At 64.1% G+C, this 26177-nt stretch carries 24 protein-coding genes; 9 read left to right on the top strand and 15 right to left on the bottom strand.

The window, feature by feature from the left end; all coding sequences use genetic code 11:
- Nucleotides 1–21 precede the first annotated feature (21 nt).
- Nucleotides 22–936, top strand: coding sequence for a hypothetical protein (locus NX068_RS09395; protein WP_263461016.1), 915 nt, complete (start codon nt 22–24; stop codon nt 934–936).
- A 72-nt stretch (nt 937–1008) separates the two neighbouring features.
- Here the strand turns inward: NX068_RS09395 and NX068_RS09390 are convergent, their stop codons facing one another.
- Nucleotides 1009–1218 (bottom strand): hypothetical protein, encoded by a 210-nt coding sequence (locus tag NX068_RS09390; RefSeq protein WP_263461015.1) that lies wholly within the window; start codon nt 1216–1218, stop codon nt 1009–1011.
- A gap of 214 nt (nt 1219–1432) precedes the next feature.
- On the opposite strand from NX068_RS09390, the gene NX068_RS09385 reads away from it, so the two are divergent.
- Nucleotides 1433–1564, top strand: a complete 132-nt coding sequence (locus NX068_RS09385; protein WP_263461014.1) for a hypothetical protein — start codon at nt 1433–1435, stop codon at nt 1562–1564.
- Nucleotides 1565–1637: 73 nt separating this feature from the next.
- On the opposite strand, the gene NX068_RS09380 is transcribed toward NX068_RS09385, so the two are convergent.
- From NX068_RS09380 to NX068_RS09370, 3 genes are read right to left on the bottom strand one after another with little or no spacing between them, the layout of a single operon-like run.
- On the bottom strand, nt 1638–2378 hold the full coding sequence (locus tag NX068_RS09380; RefSeq protein WP_263461013.1) for a hypothetical protein: 741 nt from the start codon (nt 2376–2378) through the stop codon (nt 1638–1640).
- 18 nt (nt 2379–2396) lie between these two features.
- On the bottom strand, nt 2397–3212 hold the full coding sequence (locus NX068_RS09375; protein WP_263461012.1) for a DUF6216 family protein: 816 nt from the start codon (nt 3210–3212) through the stop codon (nt 2397–2399).
- Nucleotides 3213–3244: 32 nt separating this feature from the next.
- Entirely contained in the window at nt 3245–3895 is a 651-nt protein-coding gene (locus NX068_RS09370; RefSeq protein WP_263461011.1) for an acyl carrier protein phosphodiesterase, read from the bottom strand.
- Between the two features lie 169 nt (nt 3896–4064).
- On the opposite strand from NX068_RS09370, the gene NX068_RS09365 reads away from it, so the two are divergent.
- Entirely contained in the window at nt 4065–4592 is a 528-nt protein-coding gene (locus NX068_RS09365; RefSeq protein ID WP_263461010.1) for a DUF3016 domain-containing protein, read from the top strand.
- 58 nt (nt 4593–4650) lie between these two features.
- Here NX068_RS09365 and NX068_RS09360 read toward each other — a convergent pair whose 3' ends face one another.
- Nucleotides 4651–5958, bottom strand: a complete 1308-nt coding sequence (locus NX068_RS09360; RefSeq protein WP_263461009.1) for an MFS transporter — start codon at nt 5956–5958, stop codon at nt 4651–4653.
- Nucleotides 5959–5999: 41 nt separating this feature from the next.
- Between NX068_RS09360 and NX068_RS09355 the strand changes: the two genes are divergently transcribed.
- Nucleotides 6000–7001 carry a DUF72 domain-containing protein gene (locus NX068_RS09355; protein ID WP_263461008.1) on the top strand — a complete coding sequence of 334 codons (1002 nt, stop codon included), beginning with the start codon at nt 6000–6002 and terminating at the stop codon, nt 6999–7001.
- Between the two features lie 21 nt (nt 7002–7022).
- Here NX068_RS09355 and NX068_RS21215 read toward each other — a convergent pair whose 3' ends face one another.
- The 7 genes from NX068_RS21215 to NX068_RS09320 all read right to left on the bottom strand — a co-directional run bounded on the left by NX068_RS21215 (nt 7023) and on the right by NX068_RS09320 (nt 12836).
- Nucleotides 7023–8240, bottom strand: a complete 1218-nt coding sequence (locus tag NX068_RS21215) for a diguanylate cyclase domain-containing protein (protein ID WP_263461007.1) — start codon at nt 8238–8240, stop codon at nt 7023–7025.
- On the bottom strand, nt 8237–9109 hold the full coding sequence (locus NX068_RS09345) for an amino acid ABC transporter substrate-binding protein (protein WP_263461006.1): 873 nt from the start codon (nt 9107–9109) through the stop codon (nt 8237–8239). The genes NX068_RS21215 and NX068_RS09345 overlap by 4 nt, the downstream gene beginning before the upstream one ends.
- Before the next feature lie 2 nt (nt 9110–9111).
- Nucleotides 9112–9495 carry a hypothetical protein gene (locus NX068_RS09340; RefSeq protein ID WP_263461005.1) on the bottom strand — a complete coding sequence of 128 codons (384 nt, stop codon included), beginning with the start codon at nt 9493–9495 and terminating at the stop codon, nt 9112–9114.
- 49 nt (nt 9496–9544) lie between these two features.
- Nucleotides 9545–10408 carry an SPFH domain-containing protein gene (locus NX068_RS09335; RefSeq protein ID WP_263461004.1) on the bottom strand — a complete coding sequence of 288 codons (864 nt, stop codon included), beginning with the start codon at nt 10406–10408 and terminating at the stop codon, nt 9545–9547.
- Nucleotides 10409–10436: 28 nt separating this feature from the next.
- Nucleotides 10437–10892 carry an NfeD family protein gene (locus NX068_RS09330; RefSeq protein WP_263461003.1) on the bottom strand — a complete coding sequence of 152 codons (456 nt, stop codon included), beginning with the start codon at nt 10890–10892 and terminating at the stop codon, nt 10437–10439.
- Nucleotides 10893–11283: 391 nt separating this feature from the next.
- The gene (locus NX068_RS09325; RefSeq protein ID WP_263461002.1) at nt 11284–12276 is read right to left on the bottom strand and encodes a recombination-associated protein RdgC; all 993 of its coding nucleotides are present in this window, start codon (nt 12274–12276) and stop codon (nt 11284–11286) included.
- A gap of 86 nt (nt 12277–12362) precedes the next feature.
- Nucleotides 12363–12836 (bottom strand): SRPBCC family protein, encoded by a 474-nt coding sequence (locus tag NX068_RS09320; RefSeq protein WP_263461001.1) that lies wholly within the window; start codon nt 12834–12836, stop codon nt 12363–12365.
- Between the two features lie 61 nt (nt 12837–12897).
- On the opposite strand from NX068_RS09320, the gene NX068_RS09315 reads away from it, so the two are divergent.
- From NX068_RS09315 to efp, 3 genes are all read left to right on the top strand, one after another.
- Nucleotides 12898–13632 (top strand): 16S rRNA pseudouridine(516) synthase, encoded by a 735-nt coding sequence (locus NX068_RS09315; protein WP_263461000.1) that lies wholly within the window; start codon nt 12898–12900, stop codon nt 13630–13632.
- Nucleotides 13633–14063: 431 nt separating this feature from the next.
- Nucleotides 14064–15239, top strand: coding sequence for an elongation factor P maturation arginine rhamnosyltransferase EarP (earP, locus tag NX068_RS09310; RefSeq protein WP_263460999.1), 1176 nt, complete (start codon nt 14064–14066; stop codon nt 15237–15239).
- 67 nt (nt 15240–15306) lie between these two features.
- Nucleotides 15307–15864, top strand: coding sequence for an elongation factor P (efp, locus tag NX068_RS09305; protein ID WP_068635665.1), 558 nt, complete (start codon nt 15307–15309; stop codon nt 15862–15864).
- A gap of 58 nt (nt 15865–15922) precedes the next feature.
- On the opposite strand, the gene NX068_RS09300 is transcribed toward efp, so the two are convergent.
- Complete coding sequence (locus NX068_RS09300; protein ID WP_263460998.1) at nt 15923–17605, bottom strand: hypothetical protein; 1683 nt, start codon at nt 17603–17605, stop codon at nt 15923–15925.
- Between the two features lie 155 nt (nt 17606–17760).
- Between NX068_RS09300 and uvrA the strand changes: the two genes are divergently transcribed.
- Nucleotides 17761–23442, top strand: coding sequence for an excinuclease ABC subunit UvrA (uvrA, locus tag NX068_RS09295; protein WP_263460997.1), 5682 nt, complete (start codon nt 17761–17763; stop codon nt 23440–23442).
- 128 nt (nt 23443–23570) lie between these two features.
- Here the strand turns inward: uvrA and NX068_RS09290 are convergent, their stop codons facing one another.
- On the bottom strand, nt 23571–24503 hold the full coding sequence (locus NX068_RS09290) for an SdiA-regulated domain-containing protein (protein WP_263460996.1): 933 nt from the start codon (nt 24501–24503) through the stop codon (nt 23571–23573).
- Nucleotides 24504–24688: 185 nt separating this feature from the next.
- Here NX068_RS09290 and NX068_RS09285 point away from each other — a divergent pair, with 185 nt between their 5' ends.
- Entirely contained in the window at nt 24689–25387 is a 699-nt protein-coding gene (locus NX068_RS09285) for a cytochrome b/b6 domain-containing protein (RefSeq protein WP_263460995.1), read from the top strand.
- Nucleotides 25388–25542: 155 nt separating this feature from the next.
- Here NX068_RS09285 and NX068_RS09280 read toward each other — a convergent pair whose 3' ends face one another.
- On the bottom strand, nt 25543–25995 hold the full coding sequence (locus tag NX068_RS09280) for a c-type cytochrome (RefSeq protein ID WP_263460994.1): 453 nt from the start codon (nt 25993–25995) through the stop codon (nt 25543–25545).
- Between the last annotated feature and the right edge of the window lie 182 nt (nt 25996–26177).

The following is a 26177-nucleotide window of genomic DNA, read 5'->3' as shown; positions in this document are numbered from 1 at the left end:
GGCTCACTGCAGGCAAATGGCATGTCTAGCGATGAAGTCAACAGGACGATGAAAGCGGCGCAGTCCATCCAGAGTGACACGGGCTTCCAGGAAGGCTACAACCGAACGGTTCAAGCAGTTCGCGATGGTGGCAGTCATTGGGACAGCTCGAGCGGAGACAAGGCGTCGAGAACTTTTGGTGCCCAGCTAAACGATACTATGCGTGCTGAAGAGCAAGCGAGCACGTCGTTCAAACGAGCCCAAGCATATGACGAAGTCAACCGCGAGATGAAGTCGAACGGTAGCGGCGTCGACGCCAGCCTTGGTGCGATGTATCTTGAGAAATACGGCTCTGCGGCAACTGAGGCACTGGCTCGAATGTCAACCCCTGAGCAAGCTGCAGCCCTGCAGGCCTTCTCGCAAGGTGCTGCGCAAGACATGGCGGAGAAGTTCCTCGGGGGAAGTGGCGTTCAGCCCATTACTGCGGAGCAGAAAGCAGTGAAGGGCACTGTACAATCCCAAACGCCTGAGGATGTCACCGCGACCAATGCGAAAGTTCAGGTACTTGGGAAACATGCCCAGAACGATGCAGGCATTCCGGGAAATCCTAATGCTGCGCCAGTCGATAGAAGCTCGAAGGAAATACAAGTTATTGCGGCAAACACTGAAAACACCGTTGCGAGGGAAACCGCAAAGGCACAGGAAAAAGTCGCCAAGAAAGGAGGTGAAGTTTACGACGCCTATAAGCAGAGCGCCGAAAATGCCAGCAGTCCGACGAGCATCTTTACTGGGGGCACAGCACTTGGAACTGTGAACGGTCTTTTCGATCTGGGTGTGAAATTTGGGCTCGATGGCGTGAGCCTGGAGAAAATGAACAGGACTGATGGGCCTGACCAACCAGGGGAGGCTCTCAACAGCGTTTTCAATCGAGCCAAAGCATGGGGCTCTGAAGAATGAAGAAAGAGTGTTAACTCAAAATCGAAAAAAACGGCGCTAAGCGCCGTTTTTCGTTTTAGGAGCATCACATACTTAGAACTTGAAAGGATCCATATCAAGATCAGCGCTGACTTTGAACTTGCATGGTGACGTAGGATGCTCGAACGCAAAAAATTCATCCGCCTTTTCTTCCCTACGGCTGGTAGCACGCGGCGCTGCACGGACAAACGGTGCAGTCAGCTTGGCAACAACCCATGCCGCAAGCACAACCACCAGAATGATAGATACCGCGCCCATGACCATGATTCCCTCCTGATTCCATCTATCCCAAGCTCATCGGTGAGCCCTGACGCCTTCAACTTATCACCTATGTCCGCAAAAGGGAACAAAAAGTTCAACCCCCTGGGCCTTGCCTCCCCGGGTCAAAAAAACCGCCGCCCCGACGCTGGAACAGATGTCATATGGGTCAGTTCCCTTCCGTTTTTTTCCGGAAGGGCTGCTGGATATACTGAAATGCATGAGCGCCTATGACACCTTCCGCACGACGGTTGAGCACCTTTACCGGCAACGCTTCGGCGGCACTGCGGATGCGCTCGGCGTCTCAGCCATCACGGCAGCTTCACTGCTCACCTCTCAAGCACTCGAATGAACCCAGGTCGCCCAACTGAGCTTGGGCAGGCAGACAAAAACTCATGCTGAAGCGACAGTCATGATGGCTTTCTTCATTGACGCGCCCCTTCAAACACCGCGTTCACCGTACCTTCAAGTGCCATGTAGATCAATTCCTGAGGGATGAAGGCGGGCTGATAGGCCTCTGCCGCACGACCGAAGCGGGAAAGCTGGACATCGCCTTCAAACAGGTACGCTTCGACCCGGGCTTTCTGGCGACTGAAGTCGCGATCGGCGCAATCCTGTAGGCAGACCCCACGTGGGTCGCCGACCAGCATCTGGTTGAAGCGGCCAGAAATTCCTGTTGCCTGGGCAATAGCCCCAAGAATGTTTCCTCCCATATTGTTCAGGTATCCTGCATTGAACATTTCTGCCGTTTGCACTGAAGCCCCGATAGTGATGAGGGTTTCCCCGGTCGTCGCTGTACGATAGTCACGTGCCTCAAGAGCAGCATCTGCCCAATCGAAGATCGGACCCAGTTCAATCGGCGGGATATTGATCTTTCCCTTGGACTGGAAATGGCCGGAAACTAGGATCACATAGCGAGCCTGATCGCTATTCTCCACGATCTGAAAACCTCCTTTGGAGAACGCTTCCGTCAGATACCGAGTCATGGAAGTACTGTTCTCAAAGGAAACATAGACCGGAGCGCCTTTGATCTCCGCGGGAATCTTGTCCACACCGACGAGCATCAAATACGCGGGCTCTTCCTTGACGATTCTTTCCGGCAGGGTCGTGCAGGCCGAAAAAATCATGACCGAAAGGGTTACGCAGATAAATGGGATACGTCGCATGAACCTTTTCCTATTAAATTATGAATATGTATTATCCCTCTCTTCGCCATGCTTATCCAGTATATTTCTGATGTCTTTCGCCTCGCACCAGCCGAGAAAATAACGGAAGCAAGCAATCAGAAACAATAACGACACCGCGATGAGAATGCCGTATAGCCAACGCTGCTCACGTACGGATTTCTCCGCGAAAGCCGGAAGCTGAGCTCTAGTGTCAGCTTCACAGAGAAGTGCGAGATCCGCCTGCGGCATGCTCGTGACGGATTCTCTGGTCGCTTGATCGTCACACCGCGCCAGATCGAAGGTCTCTCCATTGCTGCCTCTGAAGTGGATCACCGCGCCATCCGTACGAAACCGGGCTCCTGACTCCTTCATATACAACTGCGCAAGAGGATCATTGGCGCCCATGTTCGCCCAGACCATGCACAACACGGCGGCTGCCATGACGACGACTGTGCAGGCCAGCTCCCGCCTGCTCGGCTCGACAACGATTTCCGCCTCGCGCAACCGAACCCAGTAACGGGCACGCTGGAGCCGGACCACCGGGATATCGTATTTCTTGCACCAAGTCATCAAGCGCTTCAACTGGGCCTGTGACTCGACTTTCAGGCGGTACATGAAACGAAATTTCTCGATGTCGCGATTCCATGCGAGGAATTCTTCCAGCTCTTTGCTGGCAACCTTGGCCTGCCCGGCAGCCAAGCTCCATACGCGCTCGAAAAGGGTGTTCATCGAACCTGCCCGCCACAAATAAAACACGCAAAGAAAAACGAGCGCAGCCACAGGCGCCAGTTTCAGCACGAGAGGACTCCCGGCCAGGGCAGCAATATCGTTCACATACCTCTCCAATCAATTGTCATATTTATGGGCTATGGATCTGTAGTCTGGCTTCCGATACTGTCGCTTTCTTCACGCCCCCGCTGTACGGACGCTGCGAATCCCAGCACATCCGGCAAAAACTCCATGAAATCCTCCTCGAACCCCGCGTAATTCTCCAGCAACTCTTCCCCCGCCCCTTTCAACTGATTGGGCTGGCGCAAGCGATACTCGCCAATGCGGTCGAGCGCGAGAGCCACCGAAGCCGGATTGCGATAGCTGGCCAGCCAGTCCTGCACGGCCATGCGGGCGAACACCTTACGGAAGGCCGGTGGCAAGGGCTCGGGGTGCGTGGCAATGAGCCGATAGGTATTGGCAGTGAAGCATTCCAGCTCGCTTTCCCCGGGCAGATCCTTCGCCAGTTCCGTCCAATGCACGGCAAGAAAATGGTCATAGAACAGATCGACCATGATGCCGCCAACACGGCGGCGTTGCGCGCTGACGCGGGCGCGGCTGCGCTGGAAGGCGAGATGAGTGTCCGCGTAGGCGTCGATGCGGCGATGCAGGACGAGGCCGGCGCCGAGCAGGGGGCCGATGCCGGGCGGTAGCGGGTCGAGCGGGCCGCGGACGAAATCGCCGGCAATGCCGCCGACGCGGTCGGAGGACAAGGGACCGGCGAGGAAGGCGTGGGCGAGATAGTTCATGGCGCTATGGGTGAAAAGCGGGAACCGGTATGGAAACAAGCCGCGATCGATGGGTTTCGCTACGTTCCCTGCTCATCCTACGGCACGGATCGCTGAAACGACACCGCCGTACCAGCACCTTTTGCACCGCAGTCTTGTCGAAGGGTTGTATGAGCAACGGAGAACAGCCATGCTCCGCAAACACCTTCTCGCCGCAGCCGCTGTGCTGCTGGCCTTCCCCATCACAGCCCCAGCGGAACCACCACCGCAGGTTACGGTGGAATTCGTCAAGCCGGAAGGCTACATCGACGTTGGCCGTTACGGATACGACCGCGAACGCAACCTGAAGACGCTGGAACGCCACTTTGCCACCGAGGGCAAACGTTGCCTGAAACCGGGCGAACGCATCGAAGTGCGGGTGCTCGACGTCGACCTTGCCGGGCGCCAGGAATGGTGGCATCACGGCAACGACAACCTGCGGGTGATGACCGACATCACCTGGCCACGGCTGGAGTTCGAATTCACCAGGCACGCGGCCGATGGCACTGCGCTGGAAAGCGGCCGCGAACGGCTGAGAGACATGAACTATCTGCGCCGCAGCGCCTGGGTACGCCACGACGGCAAACCGCTGCCCTATGAACAGGCCATGTTGCGCGACTGGTTCGACAAGCGCTTCTGCCGTCCCCAAAGCGACAACCTGGCGTCACACCGTCCGTGAGAATGTGGGAGGCACCGACCAATCGGCCACGAAGAGGGTGATCCGATCGGTTCCCCGTCTACGGTGCTTCGTTCTTGCGCTCCCCGGCCTCCGCCGCCAGCAGATGCGGAAACACGTCCATCCTCGCCAGCACCGGAAACAGCTTCATCCATCCACCGGCCACGGCGAGCGTCGCCGCACCGCCGAACACGACCGCCGGCACCAGGCCGAGCAGGCGCGCGGCAACACCGGATTCGAAATCGCCGAGCTGGTTCGAGGCGCCGATGAACACCGAATTGACCGCACTGACGCGGCCGCGGATTTCGTCCGGCGTCTCGTGCTGCACCAGGATCTGGCGCACATAGACGCTGACCATGTCGCCCGCGCCGCTCAGGGCCAGCGCAACGAAGGACAGCAGCAGGCTGGTGGACAGGCCGAACAGCACCATCGAGGCACCGAACAGGGCGACGCCACCGAACATCCAGGGCCCGACGTTACGGCGGATGGGCCGCCATACCAGCATCACTGCGGCCAGCGCAGCACCCACCGCCGTCGCCGCGCGCAACAGGCCGAGGCCGGCGGCGTCGGTATGCAGCACGTCGGTCGCCATTGCCGGCAGCAGCGCCACGGCACCGCCGAACAGCACGGCGAACAGGTCGAGCGATACCGCGCCCAGCACCACCGGGCGCGAGAAGACGAAGCGCAGGCCCTCGAACACCGCGCCGGCACCACGATCGCCTTCCTGTGCAGCGACGTGGCGCAAGCCGCTGCGGACCCGGCTCATCAGCAGCACCGCGCAGCAGAACAGCGTGGTCGAGGCGACGTAAACCGCGTGCGGCCCGCCGAGATAGACCATGCCGCCGAGCACCGGACCGACGATCACCGCGATATGGAAGGACGAGGAGTGCAACGCCACCGCCTGGGCGAAGCGCGGCGCCGATACCAGGTTGATCAGTACCGCCTGGCTGGCCGGCATCATGAAGGCCCGCGCGCAGCCGAGCAGCACCAGCACGGCATAGATCAGGCCGACTTCGCGCCAGCCCGACAGCGTGATTGCCAACAGCGCGGCCGATGCCAGCCCTTGCAGCGCAAAGCAGACGGCGATGATGCGGCTGCGTTCCTTGCAGTCCGCGACTTGGCCGGCGGGCAGGATCAGCACCACGAACGGCAGGAACTGCGCCAGCCCGACCAGGCCGAGCGCGAGCAGGTCGCCAGTCAGTTCATAGACTTGCATGCCGACCGCGACGCTGACCATCTCGGCGGCCAGCGTGACCAGGATCTTCGCGCTCAGGAAGAAGACGAAATCGCGCTCCTGCAGTACTTCCAGCCGCTCGCGCATGCTCAATTTCGTCTCCGCGGGTGTTTCGAGCGGGCGATTATCGCGCATCGGCTTAGAATTCCGCTCATTGCGCCTGTCTCTCACCAGCCATGCAGAATTCGCTTTTCGCCGATGACGAAGCCGGCCTGCCGCTCGTGGTCGAGGCCGCAGCGCCCGACCCGGCGCTGGTCGAGCTGGCCACCGCGCTGCCTCCTCGGCTGCGCTTCGGCACTTCGTCGTGGAACTACCCCGGCTGGGCCGGGATGGTGTGGAAGCGCGACTATCCGGATGCGGTGCTGTCCAGCCACGGCCTGCCGGCTTATGCGCAGCATCCGCTGTTTCGCACGGTCGGGCTCGATCGTAGTTTCTACCGGCCACTGAGCGCAGCCCAGTACGCCGACTATGCGGTGCAGGTGCCCGAGGATTTCCGCTTCGTGATCAAGGCGCCGGGCGCCGTGACCGATGCCATGCTGCGCGACTCATCGGGCCGCGGGCGGCAGCCGAATCCCGATTTCCTCGCCACGGAGCCTGCGCTGCGGGATTTCATCGAGCCTGTGCTGGCCGACATGGGCAAGAAAGCCGGCGCGCTGGTGTTCCAGATCAGCCCGCTGCCCAACGACTGGCTGACGCGGATACCGGAATTGATCGCGCGCCTGCACACGATGCTGGCTGCCATCCCCGAGCTGCGCGACACCGCCCCCGACGCCCTGGTGGCGGTGGAAGTGCGCGATCCGCAATGGCTGGTGCCGGCTTTCACCCAGGTGCTGCGCGACACCGGCGCGACCTATTGCATGGGCCTGCATGCCAAGATGCCGCGCATCGCCGAACAGATTCCGATCCTGCGTGCATTGTGGCCGGGGCCGCTGGTATGCCGCTGGAACCTCAACCCGCTGCACGGCGCCTTCGGCTACGAGGAAGCGCGCCGCGCGTATGCGCCCTACGACAAGCTGGTCGATCCAGACCTGGACACCCGTGCCGCGCTGGCACGGGTCATCGCCGGCACGGTCGGCGCTGGCCAGAACGCCTACGTCACGCTCAGCAACAAGGCCGAAGGCAGCTCGCCGCTGTCGGTGCAGGCCCTGGCCGAAGCCGTCCACGCACTGCGGCGCTGAACGCGCAGGCCAAGCCGCCTTTCACTGCTCGCGCTTCTTGTTGGCGTACATGGCATGGTCGGCATGGGCGAGCAGGGTCACGCTGTTCGTGCCGTCAGCGGGGAAACAGGCCGCACCGATGCTGGCGCCGACCCTGAAAACATGCCCGTCGTACTCCAGCGGCGCGGAAATGGCCCTGTACAGCTTGTCGATCAGGACCTGGGGTTCGTAGGGCCGCTGCAGGTTCTCGGCAATGACGACGAATTCGTCGCCGCCGAGGCGGACCACGGTGTCGGAGCGGCGCACGCTGCTCGACAGGCGGCGCGCCGTTTCCTTCAGCACGGCGTCCCCCGCCGCGTGTCCATAAGTGTCGTTGATCGGCTTGAAACGATTCAGGTCGATCAGCATCACGCAGCCGATCGTCTGCTGCCGCTCGGCGCGCGCCACCGCGCCCGACAGTTCTTCTTCCAGCACCAGCCGGTTGCCGAGCTTGGTCAGCGGGTCGAGGCGGGCGATCTCCATCAGCGCCCGTTCGTTGTCGCGCAGCCTGTCGATCACGCTGGCAAGCTCGACCATCAACTCGTCATAGGCACGCATGACGTCGCCGAGCTCGTCGTTGTGCTTGCGGATCTCGTCGTCGAGCCGGGGCAGATCGTCGCCGCCGAAACCCACGCCGGTGCGGATGGCAGCCTGGAAGCGCGCCAGCGGCTGGCTGATGGTGCGCCTGAAGACCAGGATCGCGCCCACCATCATCACGCCGAGCATGACGAAGAACAGCACCAGATAGCGCCACATCATGTCGAGCGCGGCATTGGCGATGGAAGCCGGATGGAAGGCCACCGTCAGCTCACCGACGGTGTACCGGCGCCCCTGCTGATCGACGTAAATCACGTGCTGGCTGTATTGCTGCGCTTCCGTCTGTGCGGACCCGACCTCACCCGCCTTCAACGACAGGTTGTTGCACAAATCCTGCAGCTCGGCGCCCGCTACCGTCGGCAGCGAGGCCAATGCATCGACCACGCCTTGCGAGGCCGTACTGTCGCAATCCCACAGCGGCTTGACCAGGGCATGCGAGAAGACGCGAACGAGATCCTGCCGATGCGAAACCTGCGCCGCGAGCTCGACCCGGTAGCCGATGAGCACCGTGCCGGCGGCAGCCAGCACGAAGGCGATGACCAGGGGAATGAGCAGTTGGCCGATGAACTGCCGATACAGCGGCCGGCGGGGCCGGGTATCGTTCCACGGAGATCCGAGGCTCACTTCGCCCTGTCCTCGAAAAGAAGATGGCGATACTTCGGCGGCACCAGGTCGTAGCCGTAGAAGGGGTTGGGGATGTCGATGATGACGCGGTCCTTGAAGACCGAATCCGGCGGCGGCTTGCGGTACTGCTGCCAGATTTCCAGAAAGCGGCCGTTGGCGACCATTTCGTCGAAGCCGCGCTGCAGCGCATCGAAGACTTCGTCGGCCTCGGGTTTCGGCGACACCCACACGAAGCGAAACCACGGATAGCGCACGATCACATGCGGATCGATGGTCAATTGCGGGTATTTCCTGCGGAAATGCGGCAGGAAGTGGGTGAGCGTCTCTTCCAGCCCGAGCGGGAAAAGATCGAGAAAGCCGGCCTCCATCTGCAGCGCGAACTCACCGTCGGCCCAATCCTTGATCTCCTTGGTCGGGATGCCGGCCGCACGGTAGATCTCGACGTCCATCCAGCCGACGTTCTGCCCCAGGCTGAAGGCCCGCAGGTCTTCCGCGGTCCGGACGCCGGCAAGCATGTCGCGCCGGCTCTCCAGCAGCAGATTGACCCGGTATCCCAGCAAGCCGCGATCGAGCGGAATCGGGATCATCCTCAGCTTGCCGCTGCGTACCAGCTCGAGACGGGTGGGCGTGGCCGGCATCATGTCGATGTGGGTCAGCCCCTCGGAGATCAGGGCCACGTTGCGCCGCTCGTTGCCCTTGGACGCATCGACCATGTCGACCGTCAGCCCGCCAACGCGCAAGGCCTCCTGCACCAAGGCGCGGGCATGCGCCAGGTGAGGTTCGTTCTGCACCGTCAGCGTCATCGCAGCGGCGCCGGCAGCCGCGAACAGGCCGCAGACGAGCAGGCAGAAACGGATCGGCAAGGCCATGCTCACCTGCTGGTCAGGATGCCTTCCGAAACCTTCTTGCCCTTGGAATACAACGCGACCTGGCCGTCCTCGAATTCGACTTCCATGCAGCCGGAGTTGCCCTGGAGCTTGCCGTCCAGCCATTCGCGGCAGTAACGCCCCTGCTCATCCACCCACCAGCGGCCGTTGGCGCCGGTGGCATCGGTCAGCTTGCCGTCGGTGCCGAAACTGAGCGTATAGGCGGACTCGGTGCGCAGATAGACACCGATGAAGGTCGCGCCACTCAGTATTTTCTCGACTTCGGCCTTGTCGGTGATGAAGTTCTGCGCCATTACGCCGCCAGCGGCGGCAGACAGGGCCGTGGCAGCCAGCAATACGCGTCCTGCATTGTGGATTTCGAGTTTCATGGTCCTCTTCCTGTTGCCTGGTTTGGTTCGATTCATGCAGCCGCGGCTTTCAGCCGCGCATCCCCAGCCGGCCGACGAGGCCGCGCAGCGTTTCCTGCAGGTCGGCCGGCATCACCACCACCTTGGAGCCGCTGCCTTCACCCAGCTTCTCCAGCGCGGCGATGTACTTCTCGCCCAGCAGATAGAGCATCGGCGTGGTCTGGTCGCCGATGCTCGCCGTCACCCGGCGGATGGATTCAGCCGAAGCCTCGGCCAGCATCACCTGGGCATTGGCGTCGCGCTTGGCCGCCTCCAGCCGGGCCTCGGCTTCGAGGATCGCCGCCTGCTTGGCGCCTTCGGCCTTGGTCACCGCGGCCTTGCGCTCGCGCTCGGCGGCGGCCTGCAGCTCCATCGCCTTCTGCATCGACGGCGACGGCTTGATGTCCTGGATCTCGACCGACTTCACCGTCAGGCCCCAGTCCACCGCCTCGTCGGCAATGCTCTCGCGCAGCCTGGCCTTGATCTTGTCACGCGAGGATAAGGCCTCGTCCAGCTCCATTTCGCCGACGATCGAGCGCAATGTCGTCATGATCAGGTTACGGATCGCTTCGGAGAAGTCGGTCACGCCATACACCGCCTTGACCGGATCGGTCACTTTCACGAAGGCGATGGCATTGGTCAGGATCACCGCGTTGTCGCGGGTGATCACCTCCTGCTCCTGCACGTCGAGGATGATGTCCTTGGTCACCAGCTTGTAGGCGACGTTGTCGAGATAGGGAATCAGGATGTTGAGGCCCGGCCGCAGCGTGGCGTGGTACTTGCCGAGCCGTTCCACCACCCATTCCTCGCCCTGGGAGACGAGCCGCACGCCCTTGGCAATGGTGATGACGATGAAGATCAGGACGGCGAGCGCGATGGCGAGGCCTTCGGTCATGTATGTGTTTTCCCGTGGATTGAAACGATCAGGCTTTCGCCACCTTGACGAAGCTGCCTTCGACGCTGACGACGCGCACCCGCTCGCCGGCCGCGATCGGACTTTCGGCCATGCAGGCCCATTCCTCGGCGCCCAGTACCGGGCGCTGGAAGCGCACCTTGCCACGCTCGAACGGCGCCACCGCACTGACCAGCAGCCCCACTTCGCCGATGACCTCGCCCACCGCAGTGCCGATCAGGGTCTTGTGCTGCGAACGCTTGAACACCCGGAACCACAGCACCGCCATCGCCACCGACGCGACCGTCCAGGCAGCGATCTGCGTCGGCAGGGACAAATCCGGCATCGCCAGCAGCAGCAAGCCGACCAGCAGCGCGCCGAGGCCGAACCAGATGACGAAAAAGGCCGGGATCACCAGCTCGAGCAGCACCAGGCCGACGCCGACGATTTCCCAGTGCCACCATTCGATGAGCGATGTGTAGTCCATGGCGCGACTTTAGCGCAGCTCGACGGCGGCGGGTTCGATCCGGCAAGGCTTGTGAACGCCGGGAACGGTGGAAAAGCTGTGGTCCGGAAGGGGAGGAAACTGTGGACAAAGCCGACCCTGCAGCGCGTGACGTTTTTCATCAACAAAGCGTCCAGCGCTTTCCGTGCAACCATACACGCCTTTATGCAGTGCACAAGCATCTGTTTTCAAAGTGCTAAAACGGCTTATCCACAGAAATGGGCAATACATGATGTTTACAGTCTTTTAAATATATAAAACCTGTGTACACTCAAAAGAAACAGCCTTCGGCTGCATGGACACCTGTTCTTCCCTCCCCTTCGCGGGGGGAGGGAGAGACCCGCTCAGGAACCTCCAGGAAAAGACATCTGCATCAGAACGGCGGGTCGTCTGCTGCCACGCTGGCCACGGCTTCGGAAGACGGTGCTGTCGCTGCCGGACCAGCTTCCACTTTTGCTTCCGTCGGTGTAGCCACGATCTCGCCGCCCAGCGCCTGAACTACTGCCGGCAGCAACAGCGCCAGCTCGCCGGTCATCAGTGCGAATTCGGCGTTGAACAGTGCTTCGGCATCGTCCTGCTCGCCATCGATCTGGTCGCGCACGACGTCGAGGAAATCCAGGCGCTTGATTTCCAGCTTCTCGGTCAGCACGAAGCTGATGCGGTCGTCGAAAGTTAGTGCCAGCCGGGTCGGCAGCTTGCCGGCTTCCAGGTGGCCTTTCACCTCCTCGCCTTCCAGCGTGTGGCGCACGTAGCGCACAGCCGCCTTGTCCTCGCCGATCGAACGCAGCTCGCAGTCCTGGTCGATGGTGAAACCTTCCGGCGCCTCGCCGCCGGCCAGCCAGTCGGCCATCGCCGAAGTGGGCGAACGCTCGGTACGCAGCAGGCTCAGCGGGAAGCTGTCGAGGGTGTGGCGCAATTGTTCGAGCACGTCCTCGGCCTTGCTCTGGCTGGCAGCATCGACGACCAGCCAGCCGTTGATCGGATCGATCCAGGCGAACATGCGCCGGCGGCGGGTGAAGGCGCGCGGCAGCAGCTCCTGCGTGACTTGCTCGCGCAGCTCCTTCATCTGCTTGCGGCCGAGCTTGTAGCCCTGCTGCTCGGCCATTTCCTCGGCGCGCTCGTCGGCTTCCTGCTTGACCACGGCCGAAGGCAGCAGCCGGTGCTCGAAGCCCAGCGATACCAGCCACTGGCCGCCGACGGCATGCACCAGCACTTCGTTGTTCAGCGGCGACAGCCAGCCGCGGCTTTCCATGTCCTGGCTGCCGCAGGGGTGGAAGGGCTTCTTCGCCAGTTGCTCTTCCAGGCGCTCGGCGCTGATGTCCCAGTTGGCGGGCAGGCGATAGATCTGCAGATTCTTGAACCACATCGGTAGGGGTCTTCCTTGTTGTGAACGAAAACACGCCCGCCATGGCTGCAGCGGGCGCGGTAAAGATTGGAATCAGTGCGTCAGGGTCACTGCTGCAAGCCGCCGGATGCGGCGATCATGCGGATGACGCGGACGGTATCGACGTCGGACTGGTGATAGGCCGAACGCACGAACTCGGCATAACGACCGTCCTCGCTGCCGGCACCTTCCGGCAGCGTGGTGCGGTAGCGGAAGCGCAGGAACAGCGAACCGGTCTCCGGCTCCTCGATGCTGATCCTCAGACTGCCGCCGGCATGCTCCTCGTTGGCTTCGGATTCGAAGCAGATCCACTCCATCGTCTTGAAGGTCACGCGGTCGCGGACGATCGCATGGCCGAAATGCAGGTCGCGCACCAGCTCGCCGTCCCTGCGCTCGACGATGTTGCAGGCTTCCAGCCCCGGCAGGAAGGCGCGCGCGTCTTCCGCCCTGCACAGCAGGCCGAACCACAGCTCCTCGCGTGTCAGCACGTCCTGCTGCGGATCGGCGAGGTCATTGACTTCGACCAGGTGTTCGAAATTCACGGGCATCTCCTGAACGGCGAGCGCCACAGTTTACCCCGACGCCCACCATGGCCGGGATAACATGCGCCTCATGCAGATCGAACGACTCCTCCATTCCCAGGGATTCGGCAGCCGCAAGGAATGCCGCGCCCTGATCCGTGCCGGCCATGTCAGCGTCGCCGGCGTTCCGTGCGAAGACCCTTCCGCCGATTTCGACCCGGGCAGCAGCGACGGCTCGGCGGGGCTCGAATTCAGCGTCGGCGACGAGAGCTGGCGCTACCGGGCCAAGGCCTACCTGATGCTGCACAAGCCCGCCGGCTACGAGTGCTCGCACAAGCCGACCTTCCACCCCTCCGTATTCACCCTGCTGCCGCAGCAGATGCTGCTGCGCGACGTGCAGTGCGTCGGCCGGCTGGACCAGGACACCACCGGATTGCTGCTGCTGTCGGACGACGGCCAGTTCATCCACCAGTGGAGCTCGGGCAAGAAGCGCACGCCGAAAGTGTATGAGGTGACGCTGAAGCATCCGGTGGATGAAAGCTTCACCGCCCGCCTGCTTGCCGGGGTCGAATTGCACGACGAGCCGGCGCCGATCGCCGCAGCCGCCTGCGTGCTGACTTCGCCGACGCAATTGCAACTGACCATCTGCGAAGGCAAGTACCACCAGGTCAAGCGCATGATCGGTGCCGCCGGCAACCGGGTGGAAGTTCTGCAGCGCAGCCGGATCGGCGGCTTGTCGCTGGATCCTGTGCTCGAACCCGGGCAATGGCGTTGGCTGGAAACCGGCGACTTGCAGGCCTTGGCCGATTTCGTCTGAGTAGTTGCTTTAGCCACCAGGTACGGGCCGTACCGGTGGCATCGAAGGCGAAACCCGGCACGAAGTTTTATGTGGCGGGTTTCGCAGGCTATGGACCTGCCTGGCCTGACTCCCGGTCCACCCTTGTGTGTTTCCAGTCCTGCCACGAGGTCTTCCATTTTTGTTTTCTACCTGCCGGCAACGCTGAGGAAAGGGGCAGGTTTGTTCTATATGTTTTTCTTTTTATTTAAAGATAAAGATGTAAACAGTAGGGCAAAATCTGTGGATAAGTCCATCAAGGCCTTGAAGCACACTGGTTCCAGGACTGTAGAACAGCGTGGACAAGGCAAGTGGATGCCTGTGTGCCGATTGTCCATGGTTTTTCCGGCAATGCGCTTTTCCCCCTTTGTTCAAAAGCTTTCCCCTCTTTCTACGCAAAAGTATCCACATCCATGAATACCGCCCATGAACCCTCTGTTCCTACCTGGGAGATCTTCTGCCAGGTTGTGGATAATTTTGGGGATATCGGCGTGTGCTGGCGGCTGGCGCGGGATCTGGCGGCGCGTACGGGTGCCGGCGTCCGGCTGTGGGTGGATGACTGGGCGGTGCTGCTGCGCCTCTGTCCGGCAGCCGGAAACATCGATCCGGCCGTGGGCGGCGTCATCGCAGGCGTGGAACTGCGGCAGTGGGCCGCGCCCTTTCCTGCAGTTGAACCGGCCAGTGTCGTCATCGAAGCCTTCGCCTGCGAGATCCCTGAAACGCATCTGCAGGCCATGGCGCGGCGGCAGCCGGCGCCGGTGTGGATCAATCTCGAATACCTGTCGGCCGAGGACTGGGTGGCGGGCTGCCACGGCATGGCTTCGCCGCATCCGCGTCTGCCGCTGACCAAGCATTTCTTCTTTCCGGGGCTCGGTGGTGGAACGGGGGGCCTGCTGCGCGAGCCGGGGCTGCTGGCGCGCCGCGACGCTTTCCTGCGCGACCGCTGCGGGCGCGAGCAATGGCTTGCATACAGAGGCGTGCGGCGCGAGGCGGGCGACACCTGCGTGTCCTTGTTCGCCTACGAGCAGCCGGCTTTGCCTGCCTTGCTGCAGGCCTGGATGAAGGGCTCGCGGCGGACGCATTTGTTCGTTCCCGAAGGGCGGGTGCTGGCGGACGTGGCGCGCGCCTTCGACCGCGGCGAACTCGGCGTGGGTGATGCCGCGAGCAAGGGCGCGCTGGACCTGCATGTGCTGCCCTTCACCGACCAGGACGGCTACGACGAGCTGCTGTGGGCCTGCGATCTGAACTTCGTCCGCGGCGAGGACTCCTTCGTCCGCGCCCAGTGGGCCGGCCGGCCTTTCGCCTGGCACATCTATCCGCAGCAGGACGGGGCCCACTTCGACAAGCTCGAAGCCTTCATCGCGCGCTACACCGCCGGCCTGCCGGCGCCGGAGAAGACTGCACTGAGCGATTTCTGGTGGGCCTGGAACGGCCGCGGCGACCCTGCTGCGGCCTGGCCGGCCTTCGCCGCTGCGCTGCCGACGCTGGGCCGCCATGCGGCCGCCTGGGGCGATTCCCTAGCCGCACAGCCGGACCTGGTGACGCGCTTGGTGGAATTCTGCTCGCACAGCAGGGCATCGGCAGGGTAGAATCCCGCGGCTAAATTTTTCAAGGACATGCGGCAGTTGCGCCGCATCGACTCAATCAGGAATCAGCATGAAAACCGCTCAGGAACTCCGCTCGGGCAACGTCATCATGGTCGGCAGCGACCCGCTGGTGGTGCAGAAGACCGAATACAACAAATCCGGCCGCAATGCCGCGGTCGTGAAGATGAAGCTCAAGAACCTGCTCACCGGCGCGCCGTCCGAGTCGGTTTACAAGGCCGACGACAAGTTCGAAGTCGTGGTGCTCGACCGCAAGGAAGTCACCTACTCCTACTTCGCCGATCCGATGTACGTGTTCATGGATGCCGACTACGAGCAGTACGAAGTCGAAGCCGAGAACATGACCGATGCGCTGAAGTACCTCGAAGACGGCCTGCAGTGCGAAGTCGTGTTCTACAACGGCAAGGCGATCTCGGTCGAGCTGCCCAACAGCGTCGTGCGCGAAGTGGTCTATACCGAGCCGGCCGTCAAGGGCGACACCTCGGGCAAGGTCATGAAGCCGGCCCGCATCGGCACCGGCTTCGAACTGCCGGTTCCGGCCTTCGTCGAGATCGGCGACAAGATCGAAATCGACACCCGTACCGACGAGTACAAGAACCGCGTCAAGTAAGCATCTGCTTGCATGCCGCACGAGAGGCCCCGTCACGGGGCCTTTCCTTTTTCGGGCTTCACTCGCGCCCAGGCCGCCACACCGCAGCGAAGGCCTTGAACTTGTTCCAGGCCGACAGGCGTTCATCCGATACCGCGTCGAGGAAGTCCGACAGGCGCTTCGATTTCACCATCGTGTAGATCGTCAGCCCGCCGAAGACGGCGGCGACCAGCACGAACAGGAGCAGCCGCCGGGACAGCGGCGAATTCGCTTCCGCCAGCAGGTTCATGCCGAGGAAACCGGTGGTCATCGAGCCGATCAGGCCGAAGATCGTCACCACCGTCAACCGCACCACCGTGTTGGCCTGGCGGCGCAGGCCGTCGGCGTCGAGATAGGTATTCATGTCGGCGGTGCGCTCCTTGACTTCGGCATACAGCGAATCGGTCTGCAGGTGCTCGGTGGTCATGCGGAACAGCGCGCGTGTCTGCGCCTGTTCGGCGATGTCGTGGAACCAGTAGCGGTGGGTGAAGCGCAGGAAGCCCTCGAAGCTGGCGCGGATCGCGCGCTTGAAGCGCCGGACGCTGGCCGGGTCGCTGACCCGCAGCGGCTTCAGCGCTTCGACCAGGCGCTCGGAAAAGGTCAGCAAGGCCGCTTTCTGGAAGTGCGCGATCAGGAACAGCAGGAAATGCTGGTGGCGGAACTGCGCCAGCACGCCGCGCTGGCGGTCGGTGAAGAAGGCAGAACGCGCATCGCCCACCACGATCAAGGCATGGCCGCTGCACAGGTAGCGGGTATGCGGCGCGGCGCCGCCGGCGCTCCAGAAACGATCGTAGCAATAGCGGCGCTCGAAGTCCGCGAGATGGAGTTCGGCATAGGGCGGCGCGGCAGCGTCGCCGTCGATGGCGGGTGCGGTTGAAGGCTTGCGTGGCCCGGCGCCGGTCACCAGGCCGAGGCGGATGAAGTCGTTGCGTGTCAGCGCACTCGGATCGTCGAGCGCCAGGTAGGCCGCCAGCGGCATGCGGTGGTATTCGATCTGGCGGTAGCGCAGCGCGCCTTCCTCGTCGGCATGGGCGCTGACCAGCGGACGCATCAGGAAGGCCCAGTTCGCCGCGATGCGCGGCGAGCGGTGGCGGCTGACGTGGGTCAGGAAAGCCTGCTTGTCGTGGGCGTCGGAGCGTGCCAGCACCGTGCCGTCGGCGGCCAGCCATTCGGATCGCGCCAGGCCGTGCAGCGCCTTGCCGTGCTCGTCCCAGCCCGAGGGGTAGGCGCGGCCGATGCGGTACATCAGGTCCTGCACCTGCGGCAGCGGCATGTCCTCGCCCTTGACCTCGACGTTGAGGATCACCACATCGACGTCGAAGAAGAAGTACAGATGCACATGCACGATGTCGAGCGTCACCGGTTCGTCGTGTTCGTGCGCGGCGATGCGCATCCTGGTCACGTCGCGGCGCTTGAAGACCCGCATCGGCGCGCCTGCGCCGGGTTCGCCGCCAGCCGCCGAGCGGCCTTCGCCGTACAGGAACTGCTGTACGTAGGGCAGGAAGGTGACGAACTCGCTGTAGTGGCGTTCCTCGAAAAAGCCGCCTTCGCGCTCGATGTCGTGCTCCACTTCGCGCCACGGCGAAGCCTCGCCCATGTCGCGCAGTACTTCCCAGGGCCGCAGCTGCGCTTCGACCATGCCGGGCGCCGGCAACAGGCGCAGCGGCCACAGCAGGGCCAAGCGGAATTGGGACACCCTCGGTGCGGCGGCGGATTCATCCATCGCCTGTCTCCTGTTCATCGTTTTTCTGCAGCGGGGCCTTTGCCGTGCAGTGTAGCGGCCCTGCCGTTTCACTGCTGGTCCGCAGGCTGGTAACGGATTCGGTGCGGCGCGGGCCAAGCCTTAGAATGTCGCCTTGTGTCACTTTCCCGCGAGCCATGTCCGCCGCCGACCACGATCCCGCCGCCATCCGCATCCGCGGCGCGCGCCAGAACAACCTGCGCAACCTCTCGCTCGACCTGCCGCTGAACCGCCTGACCGTCGTTACCGGCGTGTCCGGCTCGGGCAAGTCCTCGCTGGTGTTCGATACCCTGTACGCCGAAGGCCAGCGCCGCTACGTCGAGACTTTCTCGCCCTACGCGCGCCAGTTCCTCGACCGCATGGACAAGCCGCAGGTCGACCGCATCGAAGGCGTGCCGCCAGCGATCGCGATCGACCAGACCAACCCGGTGCGCACCTCGCGCTCGACGGTCGGCACCATGACCGAGCTGGCCGACCACTTCAAGCTGCTGTACGCGCGCGCGGCGCATCTGCACTGCCGCTGCTGCGGCAAGCCGGTGCGGCGCGATTCGGCGGCCAGCATCGCCGCCAACCTCAGGGAGCGCGCCGCGGCAACGGGCGATCCGCGGCTGGTGGTGTGCTTCCCGGTGCCGGTGCCGGCCAACTTCAGCGAGGAAGAAGTCGCCGGCCTGCTGAACGCCCAGGGCTATACCCGCATCCAGCAGCGCACCGCCGGCAGGAACGGCGAAGGCGACGTGCTGCAGGTGGTGCAGGACCGCTTCCGTGCCTCCAGCGTGGATGATGCCCGCCTGGCCGAGGCGCTGGAAACCGCGCTGCAACGCGGCAATGGCCGCATGTCGGTTCATGCCTCGGGCGAGGGCGTGAAGCCGGATCCTGCTTCGGCGGACGGCGAGGCCATATGGCGCTACTCCTCCGGCCTGCACTGTGCCGAGTGCGACATCCACTATGCCGAGGCCACGCCCGGCCTGTTCTCGTTCAATTCGCCGATCGGCGCCTGCGAGACCTGCCGCGGCTTCGGCCGCGTGATCGGCGTCGATTACGGCCTGGTGGTGCCGGACGAGTCGAAGACGCTCGCCGAGGGCGCGGTCAAGCCCTGGCAGACCGAAAGCTACCGCGAATGCCAGGGCGACCTGGCGAAGATGGCGAAGAAGTACGGTGTGGCGATGAACATCCCGGTGCGCGACCTGCCGCCCGAGCATCGCGAGTGGCTGTTCGAAGGCGATCCGAAGTGGAAGAGCTGGGACAGTTCCTGGCCGCGCATGTGGTACGGCGTGCGCCATTTCTTCGACTGGCTGGAGAGCAAGGCCTACAAGATGCACATCCGCGTGCTGCTGTCGCGCTACCGCAGCTACACGGAATGCCCAGCCTGCCACGGTGCGCGGCTGAAGCCCGACGCCTTGCTGTGGCGCCTGCCGGTGGCGTTTGATGCTGCGGGCGACTCGCGAGGGCTGGCAATCCACGAGCTGATGGCGCTGCCGATCGATCGCGTCCGCGAGGCGGTGGCGGCGCTCGGCCTGCCCGGCGCGGCCGACGAGGCCACCGAACTGGTGCTGGGCGAGATCCGCAGCCGGCTTGACTACCTCGCCGACGTCGGCCTCGGCTACCTGACGCTGGACCGCCAGTCGCGCACGCTGTCGGGCGGCGAGGTGCAGCGCATCAACCTGACCACTGCGCTCGGTACTTCGCTGGTGAATACCCTGTTCGTGCTCGACGAGCCTTCGATCGGCCTGCACCCGCGCGACATCGGCCGCATCCTCGGCGTGATGACGCGGCTGCGCGATGCCGGCAACACCCTGGTGGTGGTGGAGCACGATCCACAGGTGATGGTCGCTGCCGACGAACTGCTGGAAATCGGCCCCGGCCCCGGCGAACGCGGCGGCAACATCGTCGCGCGCGGTACGCCGGCCGAGATCGCCGCCGATCTCGGCTCGGTGACCGGCCCCTGGCTGGCCGGACGCAAGCGCATCGACATCGACCGCCCGCCGCGTCCGGTCGATGCGACCACACCGCGATTGGTGCTGGCCGGTGCGCGCCAGCACAACCTGCGCAACATCGACGTCGCCTTCCCGCTGGGCCGGCTGAGCTGCCTGACCGGGGTGTCCGGCTCGGGCAAATCCACGCTGATCCAGGACGTACTGTATCCAGCGCTGGCCAAGCATTTCGGCGAGTCGATCAGCGAAGCGCCGGGCGATTTCGACCGCCTGGAAAATGTGGATAACTTGCGCGGCGTGGTTATGGTCGACCAGTCGCCGATCGGCAAGAGTTCGCGCTCCAACCCGGTCAGCTACGTCGGCGCCTGGGACCCGATCCGGGCCTTGTTCGCCGCCCTGCCGGAAGCCAGGCAGCGCGGCTACACCCCGGGAACCTTCAGTTTCAATGCCGGCCACGGCCGCTGCCCGACCTGCACCGGCTCGGGTTTCGAGCACGTCGAGATGCAGTTCCTGTCCGATGTCTGGCTGCGCTGCCCGGACTGCGACGGCAAGCGCTACCGGCCGGAAGTGCTTGAATTGAAATGGAACGGGCTGTCGGTCGCGGACGTGCTCGAACTCACCGTGCATGAAGCGCTGGACGTCTTCCGCGAGCATCCCAAGGCGCTCGCCGCGCTGGCGCCGCTGGCCGACGTCGGCCTCGACTACCTGCGCCTCGGCCAGCCGGTGCCGACACTGTCCGGCGGCGAAGCCCAGCGCCTGAAGCTCGCCGGCCATCTCGCCGAAGCGGCGCAGAAAAAGACTGTACGCAAAACCAGGGTTGTGGATAACTTTGGGGAAAAAACTGGGGGCAAGTCCGCACCCGGCCTGCTCTTTCTGTTCGACGAACCCACCACCGGCCTGCATTTCGAGGACGTCGCCAAGCTGCTCGGCGCCTTCGACAAGCTGTTGCAGGCCGGGCATTCGCTGATCGTCATCGAGCACAACCTGGACGTGATCGCCGCCGCCGACTGGATCATCGACCTCGGCCCGGAAGGCGGCGAGGGCGGCGGCATGATCGTCGCCGAAGGTCCGCCGGAGGTGGTGCGTGCCCATGAAACCTCGTTTACCGGCGCCGCGCTGCGCGAATACGCCGAAGCGCTTCAACGCACACGCAGCGAAGCGGCCGACCAGGTTTCCGGTGCCGCGTTGCTGGCCGCCGAGCCGGCCGTGCGCTACCGCGCGATTGCGGCGCCGGCGATCGAGATCCGCCATGCGCGCGAGCACAACCTGAAGAACGTCAGCCTGAGCATTCCGCGCGACCGGTTCACCGTCATCACCGGGCTGTCGGGCTCGGGCAAATCGACGCTGGCCTTCGACATCGTGTTCGGTGAAGGCCAGCGCCGCTACCTCGAATCGCTCAACGCCTATGCGCGCCAGTTCGTGCAGCCGGCGAGCCGGCCCGACGTCGACGGCCTGTTCGGCATTCCGCCGACGGTGGCGATCGAGCAGCGCACCAGCCGCGGTGGGCGCAAGAGCACGGTGGCGACGCTGACCGAGATCCACCCCTTCCTGCGCCTGATGTACGTGAAGCTGGGCACCCAGTTCTGCCCGGACTGCAAGGTGCCGGTGACGCCGCAGAGCTTCGAGGCCATCGTCGCCCAGATCCAGCGCGAGCTGTGCGGCGCGTCGGTCGAAGTGCTGGCGCCGCTGGTGGTCAATCGCAAGGGCTTGTACACCGATCTCGCCAAGTGGGCGCGCGGCAAGGGCCATGCGCAGTTGCGCGTCGACGGCGAATACCTGCCCACGGCGAAGTGGCCGCGGCTCGACCGCTACAAGGAACACAACATCGAGCTGCCCATCGGCATGGTGGTGGTCGAGCCGGAGCACGAGACGACGCTGCGCGAGTTCGTCCGTCAGGCGCTGGACATTGGCAAGGGCGTGATCAAGGTGCTGGCGCTCGGCAGGCTGGGCGCGGAGCCAATTACCTTCTCCACGCTGCGCGCCTGCCCGAGCTGCGGCACCGGCTTCCCCGAGCCCGATCCGCGCCTGTTCTCGTACAACGCCAAACACGGCTGGTGCCCGAAGTGCTTCGGCACCGGGCTGAAGACTGCGCCGCGCATCGAAGACCCGGATGCCCTCGATCTCGGTGACGCCGAAGGCGTCATCGTCAGCGACGAGCCCTGCCCGGCCTGCCACGGCGCGCGGCTGAACCCGGTGGCGCGGGCAGTGCGCTTCCGCGATCTTGGATTGCACCAGCTCGCGGCCTGGCCGGTGGATAAAGCTGCGGTCTTCTTCGGCGATCTGGCGCTGAACGAGCGCGAAACAGACATTGCCCGCGACCTGGTTGCCGAAATCCGCGGCCGGTTGGCCTTCCTGCAGCACGTCGGCCTGGGTTACCTGGCGCTGGATCGTGCCGCACCCACGCTGTCCGGCGGCGAAGCGCAGCGCATCCGCCTGGCAGCCCAGCTCGGCTCCAACCTGCGCGGGGTCTGCTACATCCTCGACGAACCGACGATCGGCCTGCATCCGCGCGACAACCGCCTGCTGCTCGACACCCTGGAAGCCCTGCGCGACCGCGGCAACACGCTGCTGGTGGTCGAGCACGACGAGGACACCATCCGCCGTGCCGACCACGTCATCGACCTCGGCCCCGGTGCCGGTGTGCGCGGCGGCCAGGTGGTGGCCGAAGGCGGCATCGCCGATCTGCTTGCTTCACCTGCGTCGGCGACCGGCGAGTGCTTCCGCCATCCGCTGCAGCATCCGCTGCGGCCGCGCCGGCCGGTGCTCAAGGATCATCCGTCGATCCGGATCGAAGGCGCCAGGCTGCACAACCTGCAGGACGTCTCGGTGCGCATCCCGCTCGCCCGCCTGAGCGTGGTCACCGGCGTGTCCGGCTCGGGCAAGTCCAGTCTGGCGCGCGACGTGATCCATGCCAACCTGCGCGCCCGCCTCGGCGACCCCGAAGCCACCCGCGCCCGCCGCCGCGGCCAGGCCCAGCCGGCCGAAGTCGATCAGCCGCTGGTCGGCTGCAAGGCCATGCACGGCTGGCAGCAGGTCGGCCGCGTGCTGGAAGTCGACCAGACCCCGATCGGCAAGACACCGCGTTCCTGCCCGGCGACCTACGTCGGCTTCTGGGACGCGATCCGCAAGCTGTTCGCCGACACCTTCGAGGCCCGCACGCGCGGCTGGAGCGCATCGCGCTTCTCCTTCAACACCGGCGCAGGCCGCTGCCCGGTATGCGACGGCGCCGGCCAGACCACGGTCGAGATGAACTTCCTGCCCGACGTGAAGACGCCCTGCGAAGGCTGCGGCGGCGCCCGCTTCAACCCCGAGACGCTGGCGGTGCGCTGGAAGGAGCGGACGGTGGCCGAAGTGCTGGCGATGCCGGTGGACGAGGCGGTCGATTTCTTCGCCGCCCATCCGGCTATCGCCCATCCGCTGCAGCTGCTGCAGGACGTCGGCCTCGGCTACCTGACCCTGGGCCAGCCCAGCCCGACGCTGTCCGGCGGCGAGGCCCAGCGCATCAAGCTGGTCACCGAGCTGGCCAAGGTGCGCCGCCGTCCCGGCGATGCCGAGGACACCGGCGGCGTGCCGCTGCCGGCCGACAAGCACAGCCTGTACGTGCTCGACGAGCCGACCGTGGGCCTGCACATGGCCGACGTCGACAAGCTGATCCGGGTGCTGCACCGCCTCGCCGATGCCGGCCATACCGTGCTGGTGATCGAGCACGACCTCGACGTGATGGCCGAAGCCGACTGGCTGATCGATCTCGGCCCGGAAGGTGGCGACGGCGGCGGCCGGGTGGTGGCCGAAGGCCCGCCGGAAACGGCGATGGCGACCAAGGGCTCGCACACCGGCCGGTATCTGCGGGAATTCCTCGCCAGCCGCGCAAAGGGCGCAGGCTGGTAGCAGGGTGGGTCGGGCCGCGCAGGCAGAGCGAAGCGAGGCCCACCCGTCAAGCCTGAGGCGAAATCCACTCATCATCGAGGTCGGTGGGTTTGGCCTGAGGCTCTACCCACTCTACGGGCTGATCCTTCTCATCGCTTCCCGGCCCACTGCGGCCGCGGCTCCCGCTCGAAGCGGTAGAACAGGTTGGGTTCCGACAGCACGTAGATGGCGCCGTCCGGCCCGGTCGCAAGGCCTTCGGCCTGCGGCACCATCGATGAGAGGCCGTGCCAACCTTTCCACATCGGCAGCATGCTGACGGGGCGGCCGTCCGGCGCGTATTCGACGATCAGCGCCGATTCGTCGCTCAGCAGCAGCATGTTGCCGGTCGGTTCGTGGACGGTCAGCGAGGACAGGTCGGTCATGAACAGCGCGGATGCTTTCGACGACGTCCATTCGCTGATCTGCAGGTCGAAGGCGCTGCCCTTCAGCAGTCCGGGCAGGCCGGCGATGGCGAACACCCGCAGCGGCGCCTTTTCCTTAGCGACGAACAGGCGCTGGGTAGTGGAGTCCCACGACACGCCCTCGAATCCGCGATTCTTGTACAGATCGATCGCCAGCCCCAGGCGCGGCACGCCGCGCAGGTCGATGCTGTCGGTGTCGGCGTCGATGATGACGCGGTAGAGCTGCTGGTCCGGCTCGTCGGCGATGACGAAGACGTCGCCATCGATGTGGGCGATGCCTTCCGGGTCCTGGCCGCCGTGGATCGGAATCCGCCGCAGCAGGCGGCCCTCGGTATCGAGCTCGATCACTTCCTGCGGTGCATTGGTGACGGAGAACAGCGTGCCGGTCGCGGGGTTGAAGGTCAGCCCCGAGGCATTGCGTTCGATGCCCTCGATCGGCCGGGCCTCGACCGCGACGCGGTAGAAGGGCAGCCAGACGCCCTTCTCCTGCCACTCGGCCGAGCGGCCCTTCATCGTCATCCAGTAATATGCGAACGGAACGGCCTTGAAGTGCCAGGCGGCGAAAGCCAGGATGGCGAGCAAGATGCTCAGGCCGAGGATTCGTCTTTTTTTCTTGGTCATTGTGCGGTTTTCCGCAAGAGAGTGGGGCTGCCGGGCAGCCGATTCTAGCGGCCCTCGCCGACGGGCGACGATCGCCTGTTTGCTACAGTCTGCAATGCTGCGGTGCGGAACTTCAGCCGATCGGATTTGTCGTTTTTCGGATCACCGAACATTCCGGATCATTCAATAGGGACGATGAACAATTCATGAACATCCGCAAGATACTTGTCTGGGATATTCCCACGCGCGTTTTCCACTGGACGCTGGCGCTGCTGGTCGTCGCGGCCTACTGTACGGCGCTGATCGGCGGCAACCTGATCGTCTGGCACGGCTGGCTGGGCATTGCCATCGGCGGCCTGCTGGTCTTCCGCCTGGTGTGGGGCGTGCTCGGCTCGACCTATGCGCGTTTCGCCAACTTCGTGCCGGGGCCGGGCGGCATCGTCGCCTATCTGCGCGGACAATGGCGCGGCGTCGGGCACAATCCGCTCGGCGCCCTGTCGGTGCTGGCGCTGCTGGCGATCCTTGGCTTCCAGGTGGTCAGCGGGCTGGTGGCGAACGATGACATCGCTTTCGAAGGGCCGCTCTACGCACTGGTGAGCAAGGACACCAGCGACTGGCTCAGCGGCCTGCACCGGCAGAACTTCTGGATCATCATCGCGCTGGTTGCGCTGCACGTGCTGGCGATTCTTTTCTATGCCCACGTGAAGAAGGACAACCTGGTGAAGCCGATGATCAGCGGCTTCAAGGAGGTGTCCGATCCCGAGCTGAAGTCGGCGCAAGGCGGCGGCACGGTCGCCTTCATCGTGGCTCTGGCGGTGGCGGGTTTCGCGGTGTGGGCGGCAATGGGCGGGCTGCTGCCGCCTCCGCCGCCACCGCCTCCGGTCCAGGCCGTTCCCGCCTGGTGATCGCGGGCAGGGAGCCTGCCACCGCGTGAGCGCCCTGCCGGTCGGCAGGCATGAATGAAAAAAGCCGCGATTTGCGGCTTTTTCATGGCCCGGGCTCACGTGGCCCGTCCTAGAACGGCGCGGCCTGATGCGGCCTGATGCGGCCCGATCGCTTCTTACTTGGCGCGATACTTGTCGTGGCAGGCCTTACAGGTGCCGCCGGTATCGCCGAAAGCCTTCTGCACTTCGGCCTTGTCGCCGGTGGCGGCAGCGGCAACCAGGTTGTTCGCCGCGCTATTCAGATCGGTGGCGAGCTTGGCGACATCGTCCATGTTCTGGAAGAACTCGGGCTTCACGCGCGTTTTGACGTTGCCGATGGCCTTCTCGGTGCCGGGGCCGAACAGCGCGCCCATGCCGGAGCCGGAGATGGCGGCGATGGCGTTGGCGGCGGCCTGGACCTGCTGCGCGTTGAATTCGCCATCGAGGTTGGCCTTGATCTTGCCCATGTTCCAGGACATGAAGCTGTAGCCGGCCTGGCGGTACTTGATCTGGTCTTCGGGCTTCACCTGGGCGGATGCGGTGCCGGCGACGGAAAGGGCAAGGATGCCGAGTGCGATGATCTTCTTCATTGTTACCTCGTTGCTGCTTTGAAGCGTGGTTGAAAAAAATGACGTCGAGGAGGGCGACGGGCGCGTCTTGGAACCGAGACCGTCCTGCGACAGCACAGGTTCCATATTGGTTCAATGCATCTTATATCAGCGCCGAATGATATTCGGTTTGCACGGCAGCGATCAAATCCCCTGCCGCCGGC

The organism is Thauera carbonicopians, assembly GCF_025699485.1.
In the GTDB taxonomy this organism is placed as follows: domain Bacteria; phylum Pseudomonadota; class Gammaproteobacteria; order Burkholderiales; family Rhodocyclaceae; genus Thauera.
The sequence above is the reverse complement of the archived record's forward strand: the minus strand, read 5'-3'. Positions and strand labels throughout refer to the sequence as shown.